This window comes from Porphyrobacter sp. CACIAM 03H1 (assembly GCF_002215495.1).
Classification (GTDB): domain Bacteria; phylum Pseudomonadota; class Alphaproteobacteria; order Sphingomonadales; family Sphingomonadaceae; genus Erythrobacter.
Genome location: NZ_CP021378.1, coordinates 256,733 through 270,995, shown reverse-complemented (window position 1 = coordinate 270,995; position 14,263 = coordinate 256,733). Strand labels below are relative to the sequence as shown.

Annotated in this window: 16 protein-coding genes; 8 read left to right on the top strand and 8 right to left on the bottom strand. The window is 67.9% G+C overall.

Annotated features, from left to right (window positions below; genetic code table 11):
- Position 1: 1 nt before the first annotated feature.
- From CBR61_RS01320 to hisS, 4 genes are all read right to left on the bottom strand, one after another.
- Entirely contained in the window at positions 2–751 is a 750-nt protein-coding gene (locus CBR61_RS01320) for a DUF4167 domain-containing protein (protein WP_088912743.1), read from the bottom strand.
- 262 nt (positions 752–1,013) lie between these two features.
- Positions 1,014–1,835, bottom strand: a complete 822-nt coding sequence (prmC, locus tag CBR61_RS01315) for a peptide chain release factor N(5)-glutamine methyltransferase (RefSeq protein WP_088912742.1) — start codon at positions 1,833–1,835, stop codon at positions 1,014–1,016.
- 112 nt (positions 1,836–1,947) lie between these two features.
- Positions 1,948–3,015 carry a peptide chain release factor 1 gene (gene prfA / locus CBR61_RS01310; RefSeq protein WP_088912741.1) on the bottom strand — a complete coding sequence of 356 codons (1,068 nt, stop codon included), beginning with the start codon at positions 3,013–3,015 and terminating at the stop codon, positions 1,948–1,950.
- A 115-nt stretch (positions 3,016–3,130) separates the two neighbouring features.
- Complete coding sequence (gene hisS, locus CBR61_RS01305) at positions 3,131–4,366, bottom strand: histidine--tRNA ligase (protein WP_088912740.1); 1,236 nt, start codon at positions 4,364–4,366, stop codon at positions 3,131–3,133.
- A gap of 129 nt (positions 4,367–4,495) precedes the next feature.
- Between hisS and ppa the strand changes: the two genes are divergently transcribed.
- On the top strand, positions 4,496–5,026 hold the full coding sequence (ppa, locus tag CBR61_RS01300) for an inorganic diphosphatase (protein ID WP_088912739.1): 531 nt from the start codon (positions 4,496–4,498) through the stop codon (positions 5,024–5,026).
- 242 nt (positions 5,027–5,268) lie between these two features.
- Here ppa and CBR61_RS01295 read toward each other — a convergent pair whose 3' ends face one another.
- A complete protein-coding gene (locus CBR61_RS01295; protein WP_088912738.1) occupies positions 5,269–5,646 on the bottom strand; it encodes a hypothetical protein in 378 nt (125 codons plus the stop codon).
- A gap of 253 nt (positions 5,647–5,899) precedes the next feature.
- Here CBR61_RS01295 and lptB point away from each other — a divergent pair, with 253 nt between their 5' ends.
- The 6 genes from lptB (at position 5,900) to trmB (ending at position 10,714) form a co-directional block, all read left to right on the top strand.
- Entirely contained in the window at positions 5,900–6,679 is a 780-nt protein-coding gene (gene lptB, locus CBR61_RS01290; protein WP_088912737.1) for an LPS export ABC transporter ATP-binding protein, read from the top strand.
- Between the two features lie 123 nt (positions 6,680–6,802).
- The gene (rpoN, locus tag CBR61_RS01285) at positions 6,803–8,302 is read left to right on the top strand and encodes an RNA polymerase factor sigma-54 (RefSeq protein WP_088912736.1); all 1,500 of its coding nucleotides are present in this window, start codon (positions 6,803–6,805) and stop codon (positions 8,300–8,302) included.
- A 204-nt stretch (positions 8,303–8,506) separates the two neighbouring features.
- The gene (gene ctrA, locus CBR61_RS01280; RefSeq protein WP_086737421.1) at positions 8,507–9,202 is read left to right on the top strand and encodes a response regulator transcription factor CtrA; all 696 of its coding nucleotides are present in this window, start codon (positions 8,507–8,509) and stop codon (positions 9,200–9,202) included.
- A 245-nt stretch (positions 9,203–9,447) separates the two neighbouring features.
- Positions 9,448–9,654, top strand: a complete 207-nt coding sequence (locus CBR61_RS01275) for a DUF2945 domain-containing protein (RefSeq protein WP_088912735.1) — start codon at positions 9,448–9,450, stop codon at positions 9,652–9,654.
- Positions 9,655–9,657: 3 nt separating this feature from the next.
- On the top strand, positions 9,658–9,981 hold the full coding sequence (locus CBR61_RS01270) for a hypothetical protein (RefSeq protein WP_199797450.1): 324 nt from the start codon (positions 9,658–9,660) through the stop codon (positions 9,979–9,981).
- A 31-nt stretch (positions 9,982–10,012) separates the two neighbouring features.
- Positions 10,013–10,714 carry a tRNA (guanine(46)-N(7))-methyltransferase TrmB gene (gene trmB, locus CBR61_RS01265; protein ID WP_088912734.1) on the top strand — a complete coding sequence of 234 codons (702 nt, stop codon included), beginning with the start codon at positions 10,013–10,015 and terminating at the stop codon, positions 10,712–10,714.
- Positions 10,715–10,717: 3 nt separating this feature from the next.
- Here the strand turns inward: trmB and CBR61_RS01260 are convergent, their stop codons facing one another.
- The 3 genes from CBR61_RS01260 to CBR61_RS01250 form a co-directional block, all read right to left on the bottom strand.
- Positions 10,718–11,749 carry an endonuclease/exonuclease/phosphatase family protein gene (locus tag CBR61_RS01260; protein WP_088912733.1) on the bottom strand — a complete coding sequence of 344 codons (1,032 nt, stop codon included), beginning with the start codon at positions 11,747–11,749 and terminating at the stop codon, positions 10,718–10,720.
- Positions 11,750–13,096 (bottom strand): metal-dependent hydrolase family protein, encoded by a 1,347-nt coding sequence (locus CBR61_RS01255; protein WP_233996802.1) that lies wholly within the window; start codon positions 13,094–13,096, stop codon positions 11,750–11,752.
- Between the two features lie 76 nt (positions 13,097–13,172).
- A complete protein-coding gene (locus tag CBR61_RS01250) occupies positions 13,173–13,577 on the bottom strand; it encodes a hypothetical protein (protein WP_088912732.1) in 405 nt (134 codons plus the stop codon).
- Positions 13,578–13,721: 144 nt separating this feature from the next.
- On the opposite strand from CBR61_RS01250, the gene CBR61_RS01245 reads away from it, so the two are divergent.
- Positions 13,722–14,222: a DUF892 family protein gene (locus CBR61_RS01245; RefSeq protein ID WP_088912731.1), complete on the top strand. Its 501-nt coding sequence runs from the start codon at positions 13,722–13,724 to the stop codon at positions 14,220–14,222.
- Positions 14,223–14,263 lie beyond the last annotated feature (41 nt).

Genomic DNA, 14,263 nt, shown 5'->3' with positions numbered 1-14,263 from the left:
CTTACTCGACGGTTTCGAGCGCGCCGCTGTCACCGCCCGCGTCGTCACCGCGGATCGAGGGCGGGAGGATCGAGCTGTCGATGCCGCGCTGTTCGCCGGCGCCATCTGCGTCAGGCGCGCCCTTGCGGGGCTTGCGGCCGCGGGCGGGCTTCGCATCGCCGCGTTCGCTGCGCTCCGGACGCTCGGCGCGCTTCTCGCTGCGCTCGGGCCGGTCGGTACGATTGCCGTCACGCTCCTTGCGCGGCTGGCGCCGCTGGCCGCGCTGGCGCCCCTCGCCGCGATTGTCGTCACGCTCGTCGCCACGGGTCTCGCCGCCATCCTCGGCAAGGAAGCTCTCGCCTTCCTGCCCCGGCTCGCCCTCGGTCACGTCGGCATTGCCGGCCGTGTCGGGCTGCTCGTAGGGCGAGCGCGTCGGCGTGTCGCCGCGGCGGCCGAAGTCGAAATCGTCCTCGAAGTCCTCAGTGCTTTCGCGCTCGTCATTGCGCCGCTGCCCGCCGCCGCCGCGCTGTTCGTCCTGGCGGGCCTTGTTGTCGGCGATCACGCGGAAGTAGTGGTCGGCGAACTGGAGGTAGTATTCCATCTGCACCCGGTCGCCGTTGTGCTGGGCGTCCTGGGCGAGCTTCTTGTACTTGTCGAGCATCTGCGGGGCATTGCCGCGCGCCCGGCTGTCGATCCGGTTGAGCTGGGCGCCATTGCCGCCCTGGTTGCGGTTGCCGCGACCGCGACGCCGGTTGTTGCGATTGTTATTCAAGGAAAACGTTCCTTATCAGCGACCTGGCGCGAAAAAATCCACTGCACCCGCGGTCTGAAGACCCCTTGCCCATGCGCCACGCCTGGCCGTGCCGAGACGTGCCGCGTGCTCCGCGCTGCCGCTGCCGGGGGCTTACCCTGACGGCCGTCTCAGCTGAGTTTAGGAGCTTGGCCCAGCGGTTTGCGCCCTTCGCAATCCATCTGGCCTGACACCGACGTAGCGATGCAAAAGGGGTTTGCCAAGCCTTTGCCGCGCTTTTCTCTCACGTCAGGATCAGCGCGCGGGGCCGCCCGGCAAGGTCGCGGCGCAGCTCCACCGCAAATCCCGAGGCCTGCGCGAGGGCCCCCACCGGCTCGGCCTGATTCGCGCCGATTTCCAGGATCGCAGCCGCCTGCGGGTTCATCAGCGCGCGCAGCTGGGGGATGAGGATGCGGTAATCGTCGAGCCCTTCCGGCCCGGCGAAAAGTGCGCCGGCGGGCTCGAAGTCGCGCACCTGTGGGTCGAGCGCGGCGGTGTCCTCGACATAGGGCGGATTGCAAAGGATCAGGTCGAATGTGCCGAGGTCGTCGGCCCACCCCGCCACGCGCCAGTCGTGTAGGCGGAACGCCGCGCGCTCGGCCAGCCCGAGCGATTCCGCATTCCCTTCGGCAACGGCCAGCGCCCCCGGCGAGGCGTCGATGCCCACCCCCTGCCAGGCGGGCCGGTTCGCCAGCACGGCCAGCAGCAGCGCCCCTGTGCCCGTGCCGAGGTCGATCGCGCGGCCCTCCGGCCCCGTCCGCTCCAGCGCCGTGTCGACCAGCGTCTCGCTGTCGCCGCGCGGGATCAGGGTGGCGGGGCTGACGGCGAGGTTGAGGCCGAAGAACTCCGCCGTTCCGGTGATGTAGGCGACCGGCTCATGCCCCGCGCGCCGCTCCACCAGCGCGGGGAAACCCTCCGGCGCGGGGTCGCGCATCGCCTTCAGCAGCATGTCAGAGCGGGTCAGGCCCAGCGCGTGCGCCATCAGCAATTCGGCATCTAGCCGCGCCGTGTCGCTGACGGTGGCGAGCGCCTCGGCAGCAGCGCGGATGGCTTCGCCGACGGTCATAGCCGAATCCGCGGTCGGCGATTTCCGGCTCCCGTTCGCCTCGAGCGAAGTCGAGAGGCCGCTACGCCATGTGTCTCGACTACGCTCGACACGAACGGGGTGGCAAAGCGTTTCACTCGGCCAGCGCCGCCAGCCGCTTGCCCTCGTCCTCGGCGATCAGGGCGTCGACCAGTTCGGCGAGGCCCGGCCCGGCGAGCACTTCCTCCAGCTTGTGCAGCGTCAGGCCGATGCGGTGATCGGTCACGCGGCCTTGCGGGAAGTTGTAGGTGCGGATGCGCTCCGAACGGTCGCCGCTGCCGACCATCGCCTTCCGCGCCTCGGCCTCGGCGCCCTGGGTGGCCTCGCGCTGGGCGTCGTAGAGGCGCGTGCGCAGCACCTGCATCGCCTTCTCGCGGTTCTTGTGCTGGCTGCGCCCGTCCTGGCAGGTGACGACCGTGCCGGTCGGCAGGTGGGTGATGCGCACCGCCGAATCGGTGGTGTTGACGTGTTGGCCCCCGGCCCCTGAGGCGCGGTAGACGTCGATCTTGAGGTCCTTGTCCTCGATCTGCACGTCGACCTCATCCGGTTCCGCCAGCACCGCGACGGTCGCCGCCGAGGTGTGGATGCGCCCCCCGCTCTCGGTGACGGGGACGCGCTGGACGCGGTGGACGCCGCTTTCGAACTTCAATTTGGCGAAGACGCCGGTGCCGGTGACGTTGGCGATGACTTCCTTGTAGCCGCCGATGTCGCTGGCGTTGATGCTGACGGGTTCGACCCGCCAGCCCTGCTCGGCGGCGTAGCGTTCGTACATCCGGTAGAGATCGGCGGCGAACAGCGCGGCCTCGTCGCCCCCCGTGCCGGCGCGGATTTCGAGCATCGCGGGCTTGGCGTCGGCGGAATCGCGCGGCAGCAGCGCGATGGCGAGGCGACGTTCGAGATCGGGGAGGCTGGCCTTGAGGTGGGCAAGCTCCTCCTCGGCCATCGCCTTCATCTCCGGATCGGCGAGCATCTCGGAAAGCCCCGCCATCTCCTCGCGCGCGGCCTTCACCTCGGCGGCGATCTTGGCGACCGGCTCCAGCTCCGCATAGTCGCGGCTGGCGCGCACGAAGGCCTCGCCCTCGAGCGTGCCCGAGGCCATGCGCGCTTCCAGCTCCGCAAAGCGGTGCGCGATCTGGTCAAGGCGTTCGGGGGGGATTTGCATTTCCAAGCTCTCTTAATCGTCATGCTGAACTTGTTTCAGCATCCGTTTGTCCGTTTCGGGCCGCAGTGGATGCGGCGCGATGGACCCTGAAACAAGTTCAGGGTGACGAGGGGCGCTACCGATGGATGCCAATCACCCCCAGCACGTCGACGGCGAGATCATCTCCTGAGTAGCGGTGCTCCAAATTGGGCTGAAGCGATAGAATTACCCGGTGGGGGCGCTTCATGGCTTTGTCGTAGCGTTTCCTCGGCGAGCCTGAGGCGACGAGTTCTGCCGAGTATCCCGCAGAACGGACCGCACGCACGTGTCCAATCGCCTCGGCAAGCCGCGCATCATCCTCAACCACAATGATGAGGTCGGCAGGCTCCTCCTCCCGCGCCCCCACCAGCATCGCCAGCCGCTCGATCCCTGCCGCCCAGCCAACGGCAGGTGTCGGCGCGCCGCCAAGCGATTCCATCAGCCCGTCATAGCGCCCGCCGCCGAGCACCGTGCTCTGCGAGCCGAGCGCAGCCGCCGAGGCGCTGCTTTCGTCGGGGATGAACTCGAAGGCGGTGTGGCGGTAGTAGTCGAGGCCGCGCACGAGGCTTTCGGCGCGCACCCACTTCACGCGCGCCGCATCCAGCCCGCTGGTGACCGCCGCGAAGAAGGCGCTCGCCTCTTCCGACAGGAAGGCGTCGATCCTCGGCGCGTCGGCGAGGAAGGGCCGGTCGCGCGGGTCCTTGGAATCGAGAATCCGCAGCGGGTTCTTTTCGAGCCGCTCCTGCGACTCTTCCGACAGCTCGCCCTTCACCGCGCGGAAGTAGTCGATCAGCGCCGCCCGCCACGCCTCGCGGCTGGCCGCGTCGCCGAGCGTGTTGAGGTGCAGGGTCACGTCGTGGATGCCCAGCTCCTTCAGCAGCTGATCCGCCATCGCCAGCAATTCGACATCCGCCTGCGGTTCGCCCGCGCCGATCACCTCGGCGTCGATCTGGTGGAACTGGCGGTAGCGGCCCTTCTGCGGGCGCTCGTAGCGGAACAAGGGCCCGTGGGTCGCGACCTTCAGCGGCGCATATTGCTGCCAGCCGTTGGTGAGGAAGGCGCGCGCGATCCCCGCCGTGAACTCCGGGCGCAGGGTCAGGCTCTCCCCGCCGCGGTCCTCGAAGGAATACATCTCCTTCGACACCACGTCGGTCGTCTCGCCCAGCGAGCGCGCGAACACCTCGGTCTTCTCGAACACCGGCATTTCCACCCGGCGGAAGCGGTAGAGGCGGCGCACACGCTCGAAGGTTTCGACCACGAAGGCGAAGGCCTCGGCCTCGGCGCCGAAGATGTCCTGGGTGCCGCGGATGGCCTGCGGGGTTTTCTTGCTCATGACGCCCGCGCGATTAGGCCCACACAGCCCCTTTCGCAATCCTGTGACACGCATTAAGGGCGGCGCAAAGTCGCGTTCCAACCTCTCCGCCGCAAGCGAAAACGCGCGGCCAACCACAAGGGAGAACCCATGCGCATCGACAAGATCCCCACCGGCGTCAATCCGCCCGACGATCTCAACGTCATCATCGAAGTGCCGACCGGCGGGGAGCCGGTGAAGTACGAATTCGACAAGGAAAGCGGCGCGCTGTTCGTCGACCGCATCTTGCACACGCCGATGCGCTATCCGGCCAATTACGGCTTCGTGCCCCACACGCTCTCGCCCGACGGCGACCCGCTGGATGCGCTGGTGATCTCGCGCTCGCCCTTCATCCCCGGCTGCGTGGTGCGCGCTCGGCCGATCGGCGTGCTCAACCTCGAGGACGAACAGGGCGGCGACGAGAAGCTGGTCTGCGTGCCGGTGAACGAGACCTTCCCCTATTACGCCGACGTGATCGAGACGAGCGACCTGCCGAGCATCATCTTCCAGCAGATCGAGCACTTCTTCACCCACTACAAGGACCTCGAAGCCGAGAAATGGGTGCGCGTGGGCAAGTGGGGCAACGCCGCCGAGGCGCGCCAGATCACCATCGAGGCGATCGAGCGGTACGCTGCCAAGTAGTCCCGCCGCTTTGCGCGGTTGAGTCCCGGGTGCTGCTCCCGTGGCTTGCGCCACGGGGCGCCTGCGGCTCGGGCGCGTGCGCTCGCGGCCGCTTGCGCGACCTAACTCAGTGCTGTCGCATCAATGAAGTGTAGTTCTCGGTCGCTCTGGCGACCGCAAGGCCGAATGGCCGCCCGCAGGCGATGAGGCCCGGAAGGGCCTGAAGCTCGCCGAGGACGCGGGCCCGGATGGGGCCGCGAAACTCAAAAGACGCTCAGGATCATCCTGAAGATCAGCGTCAGGCCGAAGGGCAGGCCGATCGCCAGCGCCCACAGCGTCATCACGTCGCGGCGAAAGGCGGGTGCCATCGCCGGGTCGGTCCCCTGCTCGTCGTCGAGGTCGGCCCAGCGTTTCTCGAACCAGCGGCACACCGGGATGATCCCCGCCACCAGCACGATCAGCGCGAGATAGGGCAGCGCAGTCGAGGAACCCTCGGACAGCGCCTTCACGGTCACGAAGATCTGCAGCGCGGTGTAGACCAGCAGGCCGTAGGCGACATGGTCGCTCATCGCCTTGCGCCAGTCGCGCGCCCCGTCCGCAAGGATGGCGCGTCCCCCGATGCGCCGTTCCGAATTCGCCATGTGTGCCGCTCCCCGACGGTCTGTGTTCATGCAGGCAGTATCGCAAAGCCGTCTTCAAGTTGCAACATCTGCCTCCCGCGCGACACAATGTTGCGCCCGGCGCAAGAGGGGCGATGCAAGCCTTTCTAATCGCCCGCTTGTTGCCCGCGCGGTTCGATGTTTGCGCCCGATTGCCGCAGGGCTAAGCAAAAATCCTGCCAAGTGCGTGTCGAGTCTTTCGCGCCCGGACAAGGCTGCTAAAGATGGCAGGTACATGAGCACGACCACCCTCCCTGACGCCCCCCGCGAGGCCGATCCTGTCCAGCCGACCGGCAGCGGGCTCGAGGTGATCTCGATCGCCAAGAGCTACGACAAGCGCGCGGTGTTGACCGACATCTCGCTGAGCGTCGCCAAGGGCGAGGTGCTCGGGCTGCTCGGCCCCAACGGCGCGGGCAAGACCACCTGCTTCTATTCGATCATGGGCCTGGTTAAGCCGGATTCGGGCCGCATCCTGATGGACGGCGAGGACGTGACCAAGCTGCCGATGTATCGCCGCGCGATCCTTGGCCTCGGTTACCTTCCGCAGGAAACGAGCATCTTCCGCGGCATGACGGTGGAACAGAACATCGCCTGCGTGCTCGAACTGGTTGAGCCGGACAAGGCGACCCGCGCGAGCGAGCTGGAGCGGCTGCTCTCCGAATTCGGCCTCACCCGCCTGCGCGAATCGCCCGCCATGGCGCTGTCCGGGGGCGAACGCCGCCGCTGCGAGATCGCCCGCGCGCTGGCGGCCAAGCCTTCGATCATGCTGCTCGACGAGCCTTTCGCCGGCATTGATCCGCTCTCGATCAGCGACATCCGCGACCTCGTGAAGGATCTGAAGCAGCGCGGCATCGGGGTGCTGATCACCGACCACAACGTGCGCGAGACGCTCGACATCGTCGATCGCGCCTGCATCATCTACGGCGGGCAGGTGCTGTTCGCCGGATCCCCGCAGGAACTGGTTGCCGACGAGAACGTGCGGCGGCTCTATCTGGGTGAGAGCTTCACGCTGTGATGCTTTCTACTTCCGTCCGCCCGGAGCTTGTCGAAGGGCTGCTTTTTCTTCCTCGATCGTCAGTCGGAAGAAGAAGGACAGTGCTTCGACAGGCTCAGCACGAACGGATTTAGGGTGTAGTCCGTGGCATTAGGCCCCCGCCTCGATATCCGGCAGACGCAATCGCTGGTGATGACGCCGCAATTGCAGCAGGCGATCAAGCTGCTGGCGGCCTCCAACCTCGAGATCGAGACCTTCATTTCCGAGGCGCTCGAGGCCAATCCGCTGCTCGACACCGGCGGGCCGGCGGACCCCGGGGCAGAGCCCGAGCGGATCGAGATCGCCGCGCCTGCGGGTGAGGAGGCGACCGCCGACCAGCTGATGCTGGCGGGCGGGGGCGAGGGCGACGCGCCGCTCGATCTCGCCGCCGTCGACCGCGATTTCGACACCGGCGACGGGGCAGGTCCCTCGATGCGCGATGCCGAATGGGGCGCGGCGGGGGGCACGGGCGGCGACTTTGCCGAAACGCCCGACTGGGAGCAGCTGCGCGCGGCCGAGGTGACGCTCGTCGAGCACCTCGAGGGCCAGATCGGCGCGCTCACCCGCGATGCCCGCACCGCCTTCATCGCCCGCCACATCATCGGCCTGCTCGACGAGGCGGGCTACCTTCCCGCCACGCTCGAGGACATCGCCGAGGACTTGGGGGTCGAGCTCTACGAGGCCGAGGCGGCGCTCGAACTCGTCCAGTCGCTCGACCCATCGGGCGTGGGCGCGCGCAGCCTTGCCGAATGCATCGCCATCCAGGCGCGCGAGGCCGACCGCTACGATCCCTGCATGGCGGCGCTGATCGCCAATCTCGATCTCGTCGCGCGCGGCGAGGTGGAGCGGCTGAAGCGCCTGTGCCGGGTGGATGACGAGGACTTCGCCGACATGCTGCGCGAACTGCGCGGCTACAACCCGCGCCCGGGCCTCGCCTTCGCGCCTTCCGAGACCGGCACCGTCGTGCCCGACATCCTCGTCAGCGCCAATGCCGCCGGCGGGTGGGACATCGCGCTCAACGAGGAGACGTTGCCCCGCCTGATCGTCAACCGCGGCTACTATCTCGAACTCGATGCCGGGGCGACCAGCCGCGAATCGCAGAGCTGGCTCAAGGAGAAGCTCGCCGATGCGCACTGGCTGATTCGCGCGCTGGACCAGCGCCAGAAGACCATCCTCAAGACCGCTGCCGAGATCGTGAAGCAGCAGGACGGCTTCTTCCGCCGCGGGGTCGCCGAACTGCGCCCGCTCACCTTGCGCGAGGTGGCCGAGCAGATCGGGATGCACGAAAGCACCGTCTCCCGCGTCACCAGCAACAAGTATCTCGCCTGCGCGCGCGGGACCTTCGAACTCAAGTATTTCTTCACCAGCGGGGTGGCCTCGGCCGACGGCGAGGGGGCGTCCTCGGCGGCGATCAAGGCGCGGATCAAGGCGCTGATCGATGCCGAGACCGCCGAGAACATCCTGTCCGACCAGCAGCTTGCCGAGATGCTGCAGAAGGAAGGCTTCGATCTCGCGCGGCGCACCGTGGCGAAATACCGCGAGGCGATCGGTCTCGGATCGAGCGCCGAGCGGCGGCGGGCGAAGAAGCTCGCGGGGGCCAGCTAGGCGTTCATGCGGAGGCCGGCCGGGCGAGGCAAAAGGCTATCATCGCCGCGCCTATCACCACCCGGCAGTGTGACTCGAAAGACTCACTCCAAAAAGTTAACGACCTAAACCTCTTATTAACCTTTTTTGGTGAGAAGCAGCGTGGTTAACAGGCGGCAACCTCTCCTAAGCGGGGGTTACCAGGGGTAAGACAGGGGTACAGCAATGCGCGTTCTGCTCATCGAAGACGAACCGACCACCGCCAAGGCGATCGAGCTGATGCTCACCACCGAAGGCTTCAACGTCTATTCGACCGACCTCGGCGAAGAGGGTTTGGACCTCGGCAAGCTCTATGACTACGACATCATCCTGCTCGACCTGAACCTGCCCGACATGCACGGCTACGACGTGCTGAAGAAGCTGCGCGTCGCCAAGGTGCAGACCCCAGTGCTGATCCTTTCGGGCATTTCCGAGATGGATTCGAAGATCCGCAGCTTCGGCTTCGGCGCCGATGACTACGTCACCAAGCCGTTCCACCGCGAAGAGCTGGTTGCCCGCATCTATGCCGTGGTGCGCCGTTCGAAGGGCCATTCGCAGTCGGTCATCCGCACCGGCAAGCTCGCCGTGAACCTCGACGCCAAGACGGTCGAAGTCGATGGCGCCCGCGTGCACCTCACCGGCAAGGAATATGCGATGCTGGAGCTGCTCTCGCTCCGCAAGGGCACGACGCTCACCAAGGAAATGTTCCTCAACCACCTCTACGGCGGGATGGACGAGCCCGAGCTCAAGATCATCGACGTGTTCATCTGCAAGCTGCGCAAGAAGCTGTCGCTGGCCTGCGGCGGCGAGAACTACATCGAGACCGTGTGGGGCCGCGGCTACGTGCTGCGCGACAGCGAAACCGAGGTCGAAGCGGCGTGATTTGTTGCGAGGGCGCCTCCGCGCCCTCGTCCCCGGCGAATTTCCGGCGCCATGCGCCGGATCGCCTGCGGCTCGCGCCGTGCGCTCGCGGCCCTTCGGACCGACCCGCTTCCCGTAATCACCGTGAAACGCCCGGGGCCTTGCTTCCGGGCGTTTCGTCTTGATTGCGGCCCGGCTCGGGGAACGCTCCGGAACGGCGCATCCGGGGTTCTGTTGCTTCTTCGACAGCAGAAGGAGCAGCAGCAATGGCCGACGATCTCAAGGCAGGCGACAAGGTAACCTGGTCCAGCCACGGCGGCACGGCGCACGGCAAGGTGGTGAAAAAGCTCACCTCCGAATGCCACATCAAGGGCCACAAGGTCGCCGCCTCCAAGGACGATCCGCAATATCTGGTCGAGACCGACGAGGGCAAGCAGGCCGCCCACAAGCCCTCGGCGCTCAGGAAGGCCTGAGCCGTGGCGGACAAGACCTTCACCCCGACCCACCGCATGGCCTCGGCAGCGCGGCACGGATTGCGGCTGCGCGAGAAGTTCGGGCGCGGCGGGACCGAGGTCGGCGTGGGCCGCGCGAGGCAGCTCGCCAATCGCGATCCCGTCAGCGCCGAGGACGTCAAGTCGATGAAGAGCTACTTTGCGCGCCACGCGGTCGACAAGGACACGAAGACGCACGAATGGAGCTCTGACAAGGATCCGAGCGCCGGTTACATCGCGTGGCTGCTCTGGGGCGGGAACGCCGGGAAGGACTGGGCGGAGCGCAAGGCGAAAAGCCTCGAGGATTGACCCCCGCGCGGGCCGATGCCAAGCGCCCGGCATGACGGCGTTCAAGGAAGGCGATCCCACCACCATCGCGCGGCTCTATGGCCGCAGCGTGGGCAAGAAGCTGCGCAAGTACCAGCAGTCGCTGGTCGACAATCTCCTGCCCCAGATCGCCGTGCCGGCCGAGGGGGCGGTGACATCCGAAGCCCTGTTCGGCGACGACCGCCCGCTCCATTTCGAGATCGGCTTCGGCGGGGGCGAACACCTCGCCTATCGCGCCGACCTGCTGCCCGATCACGGCTTCATCGGCGCCGAGCCCTTCGTCAACGGCGTGGCGCAGGCGCTGACCCACGTCGCCGACCAGCGGCTCGCCAATGTCCGCCTCCACCACGGCGACGCGCTGGAAGTGCTCCAGCGGATCCCCGACGGCGCGCTGACGATGCTCTACCTGCTTCACCCCGATCCCTGGCCCAAGGCGCGCCATGCCAAGCGCCGGATGATGAACGACGGTCCGGTGCGCCTGTTCGCGCAGAAGATGAAGCCCGGCGGAGAGTTCCGCTTCGGCACCGATCACGCCGTCTATCTGCGCCATGCGCTGATGGTGATGCAGCGCCACACCGACCTGTTCGAATGGGTGGTGGAGAAGCCCGCGAACTGGCAGGTCCGCCCCTCCGGCTGGCCCGAGACCCGCTACGAGCACAAGGCCCGCACCGTCTACGGCCACGAGGTCTGGTATTTCCGCTTCCGTCGGCGCTGAGGCCTAGCCCGCGGGGGCCGGTTCGATCGCGTAGGTGACGACATAGGCGTCGTGGTCGGACAGCCTGCCGCCTGAATCCGGCCCGTCGAACCACGCCTCGATCCGCATCGGGCGCAGCGCGATGGTTGCGCCATTGTCGTAGATCTGCAGGTCCTGCGTATCGAGCCAGGGTTCGTCCCCGTCGAAGCTCATGCGAATATCGCAGGACGGCAGCGCCGGGTCTTCGCGCGCCTCGAGGCAGTAGCGGCGGGCGAGCTGGTAGCCGTTCTGGGTCTCGAAGGCATCGAGCCGCGCAGGGCTGCGCCGCATGTTGAAATCGCCCGCGATGATCAGCGGGCTGGCGATGGTGCTCACCCGGTCGAGGAAGGCAGCCAGCTCTGCCGACTGGGCGTTGTGCGCCGCGAGGTGCTTTTCGGGCGGCGCTTTCGAGGCGCCTTGCGAGTTCATGTGCGTGGTGGCGATCTCGAAGGGATCGGCGTAGCCGGGGACCGCGATCCGCACCAGCAGGATGCCCTTGTTGGCGAGGCAGTCGAGCCCCGCGCAGCTCGTCGGGCCGTAGGCCTGGCTGAATGCGGCGGTGATCGGATAGCGCGAGGCGACGGCAAGGCCGCTGCCCATGAAGCGGATGCCCCATTCGCCGTTGAGGACGTTGCGTTTGCGCAGCACCGGATCGCGGGTGCGCGGCAGGCCGGAACGGGTCCGGGCACGCGGGCCGAGGGCAAAGTGCGGGTGCGGGGTGGCCGATGCGGTGCGCAGGGCCGAGGTGCTGAAGGCTTCCTGGAACACGATCACGTCGGGCAGCTCGCCCGCCTGCTCCATCCGCGCGAATTCGGCGGTGATGGCTTCCAGCGAGGGTCTGCGCCCGGTACGCGCGGGCCAGGTCAGGCCTTCGATGTTGTAGGTCATCACGCTGATCGTCGCCGGGCCCGGGCCGTCCGCTGCGGGCACGGCCCCGGATGGCGGCGGCACGGCGGGATAGGAGACGCAGCCCCCCGCCCCGAGCGCGAGGGCCAGCGGCCAGAACCCGCGCCGCATTCAGCGCGCGCCCTTCACGATCACGCCGTCCTTCATGATCACGGTGAAGTTCGCCGCCGGATCGCCGATCAGGTCGATGTCCGCGAGCGGATCGCCGCGCACCAGCAGGAGATCGGCGAGCGCGCCTTCCGCGACCACGCCGAGCCGCCCTTCATAGGGCGTGCGCGGGCCGGACAGGGCGAGCAGCTCGGCGTTCTGCGAGGTGACCAGCTTCAGCAGTTCGGCCGGGGTGAAGAAGGGCTTCAGCCGCAGGATATAGGCGTTCTGCCGGGCGTTGAGATCGGGCTCGAACAGGAAGTCCGTGCCCCAGGCGAGCTTCACCCCAAGCCGCTTGGCCATCGGCCAGACGATCTGCTGCCCCTCGATCACCGGCTTGCGCTTCTCGCGCCGCTTCGGATCCATCGCCTCGGTCGATTCGACCAGCATCTGCCCCGACAGCCAGATGCCCTTTTCGGCCATCAGCCTGAGCGTATCCTCGTCGAGCAGGTTGCCGTGCTCGATCACCTTGACCCCGGCCTCGATCGCGCGGCGCACCGACTTGGGGTGGTAGGCGTGGACGGTGACATAGGTGTTCCAGTCCGAGGCGGCATCGACCGCGGCCTTCATCTCGTCGAGCGTGTATTGCGTCACGTCGAGCGGGTCATACTCCGAACTGGTGCCGCCGCCCGCCGCGATCTTGATGTGGCTCGCCCCCATCCTGAGGTTCTCGCGCACCGCGGTCAGCACCTCGTCGCGCCCGTCGGCGATGACGCTCGCCCAGACTTCCTCGGCCTTGGACATCTTGCCCGAAAAGCGGCGGGAGGGTTCGCTGGGATGACGCAGGTCGGCATGGCCCGAGGTCTGGGAGATCATTGGTCCCGACGGCCAGATGCGCGGGCCCATCACCTTGCCGCTGTCGATCAGGCGCTTGAGCATGAACGACGGCCCGCCCACGTCGCGCACCGCGGTGAAGCCCCGCAGCAGCATTGCGCGCGACTGTTCGGCGGAGAGCTGCACGATTTTCTCAAGGCTCATGTCGGGCGCGGCCATCTGCGCGGGCGAGAGGCTGTTGAACATCATGTGCACGTGGTTGTCGATCAGCCCGGGCATGAGGGTCTGGCCCGTCCCGTCGATCACCGTGGCATCGGGCGAGGCGGGCGCGGCATCCGGTCCGATCGCGGCGATGGTGTTGCCGCGCACCACCACGGTGGTGGGGCCGGAGAGTTGGTCGGCGGTTCCGTCGAACACGCGGACATTGGCGAAGATGACCTCGGGTGCCGGCGCGTCCTGCGCCGCCAGCGGGGCGGCCGTGGCCATCACCGCGCTCCAGAGCACCGCGAGCGCCCCGCGCCGGAAAGCTGTCAGCATGTCGTTCTCCCCTCGCCCTTGTTGCGCGGGACCATGTCACGATATCGCAGGAAAGCCAATGCCTTGCCGGCGGCGTTCACATTCGGTCGGCGCGCGCCTGCCTGGTCCGCCACCACGGCAGCACCGCGAACACCGCCTGCCCCGCGAGGCCGAGCAGCGCGTGCGGCTGGCGCAGCCCGGCGAGCCATTGCGCCGGCGTCTGGCCGGTCGCCGCCCCCAGCGCGCATTCCGCCGCCAGCAGCAGCGCGAAGGCGAGGCCGCCCGTCGCCAGCGCCTCGCCCGCGCCGGCGATGCCGAAGCGGCGCGTGACCCAGCCTGCCGCGATCCAGCTCGCCGCCAGCATCACCGGCAGTTCCAGCGCGGTGGCCGGGAGCAGCCCGACCAGCGGCGCGAGCCACAGCACCCGCACCGTGCCCAGCACGAAGCCGAGCGCGAAGACGATCCCCCAATACGTCAGCGCCGCCCGTCCCGCCTTCGTCATCCCGCCGCTCCTTTCGGCCTGCCGCAGCCGGCCCGCACCTCGTCCGGTCCGCGCAAGGATAGCACACACAGGTCAGATCATCGCCGCCTGTCGCCCGGCAGTGTCGCTCCCGGGGGCGCAACCCTTTCACCGGAGACGACCGACATGACCATCTCGACGCTCAAGGACCTCTACATCGACCAGCTGCAGGACCTCTACAGCGCCAACCGCCAGGCCCTGCAGGTCACCCGCGAGCTGCACGACACGGCCCAGTCGAACGAGCTGCGCAAGGCGCTTTCCGCCGGGGCCGAGGGGATCGAGGAAGGGATGCAGCAGCTCAAGTCCCTGATCGAGAATCACGACGCCAACCCCCGCGGCGAGCACTGCAAGGGCATGGAAGGCCTCGCCGCCGAGGCCCGCGCGCACGGGGTGGAGGCCGATTTCTCCGACGAGGACGTGCGCGATGCCTCGATCATCGCCCAGTACCAGCGGATGACCCATTACGGCATCTCGGGCTACGGCACGGCGGCCGCCTTCGCCCGCAGGCTCGGCCTCGAGGAGGACGCCGGGGTGCTGGCGCAATGCCTCGAAGACACGCGCGGCGGCGACAAGAAGATGACCGCGATCGCCTCGGGCGAGGTCAACCCCGCCGCTGCCGAGGCCTGATCCGGCAGGAGGGCGCGCCCGGTCCCGCGGCCGGGCGCGCC

Excerpts from the sequence above, each read along its gene's own strand:
- CBR61_RS01245 (WP_088912731.1), top strand. The coding sequence starts at position 13,722 with ATGACCATCTCGACGCTCAAGGACCTCTACATCGACCAGCTGCAGGAC.
- CBR61_RS01255 (WP_233996802.1), bottom strand. The coding sequence starts at position 13,096 with ATGCTGACAGCTTTCCGGCGCGGGGCGCTCGCGGTGCTCTGGAGCGCG.
- ctrA (WP_086737421.1), top strand. The coding sequence starts at position 8,507 with ATGCGCGTTCTGCTCATCGAAGACGAACCGACCACCGCCAAGGCGATC.
- CBR61_RS01275 (WP_088912735.1), top strand. The coding sequence starts at position 9,448 with ATGGCCGACGATCTCAAGGCAGGCGACAAGGTAACCTGGTCCAGCCAC.
- prfA (WP_088912741.1), bottom strand. The coding sequence starts at position 3,015 with ATGCAAATCCCCCCCGAACGCCTTGACCAGATCGCGCACCGCTTTGCG.
- hisS (WP_088912740.1), bottom strand. The coding sequence starts at position 4,366 with ATGAGCAAGAAAACCCCGCAGGCCATCCGCGGCACCCAGGACATCTTC.
- prmC (WP_088912742.1), bottom strand. The coding sequence starts at position 1,835 with ATGACCGTCGGCGAAGCCATCCGCGCTGCTGCCGAGGCGCTCGCCACC.
- CBR61_RS01260 (WP_088912733.1), bottom strand. The coding sequence starts at position 11,749 with ATGCGGCGCGGGTTCTGGCCGCTGGCCCTCGCGCTCGGGGCGGGGGGC.
- trmB (WP_088912734.1), top strand. The coding sequence starts at position 10,013 with ATGACGGCGTTCAAGGAAGGCGATCCCACCACCATCGCGCGGCTCTAT.
- CBR61_RS01250 (WP_088912732.1), bottom strand. The coding sequence starts at position 13,577 with ATGACGAAGGCGGGACGGGCGGCGCTGACGTATTGGGGGATCGTCTTC.
- lptB (WP_088912737.1), top strand. The coding sequence starts at position 5,900 with ATGAGCACGACCACCCTCCCTGACGCCCCCCGCGAGGCCGATCCTGTC.
- ppa (WP_088912739.1), top strand. The coding sequence starts at position 4,496 with ATGCGCATCGACAAGATCCCCACCGGCGTCAATCCGCCCGACGATCTC.
- CBR61_RS01295 (WP_088912738.1), bottom strand. The coding sequence starts at position 5,646 with ATGGCGAATTCGGAACGGCGCATCGGGGGACGCGCCATCCTTGCGGAC.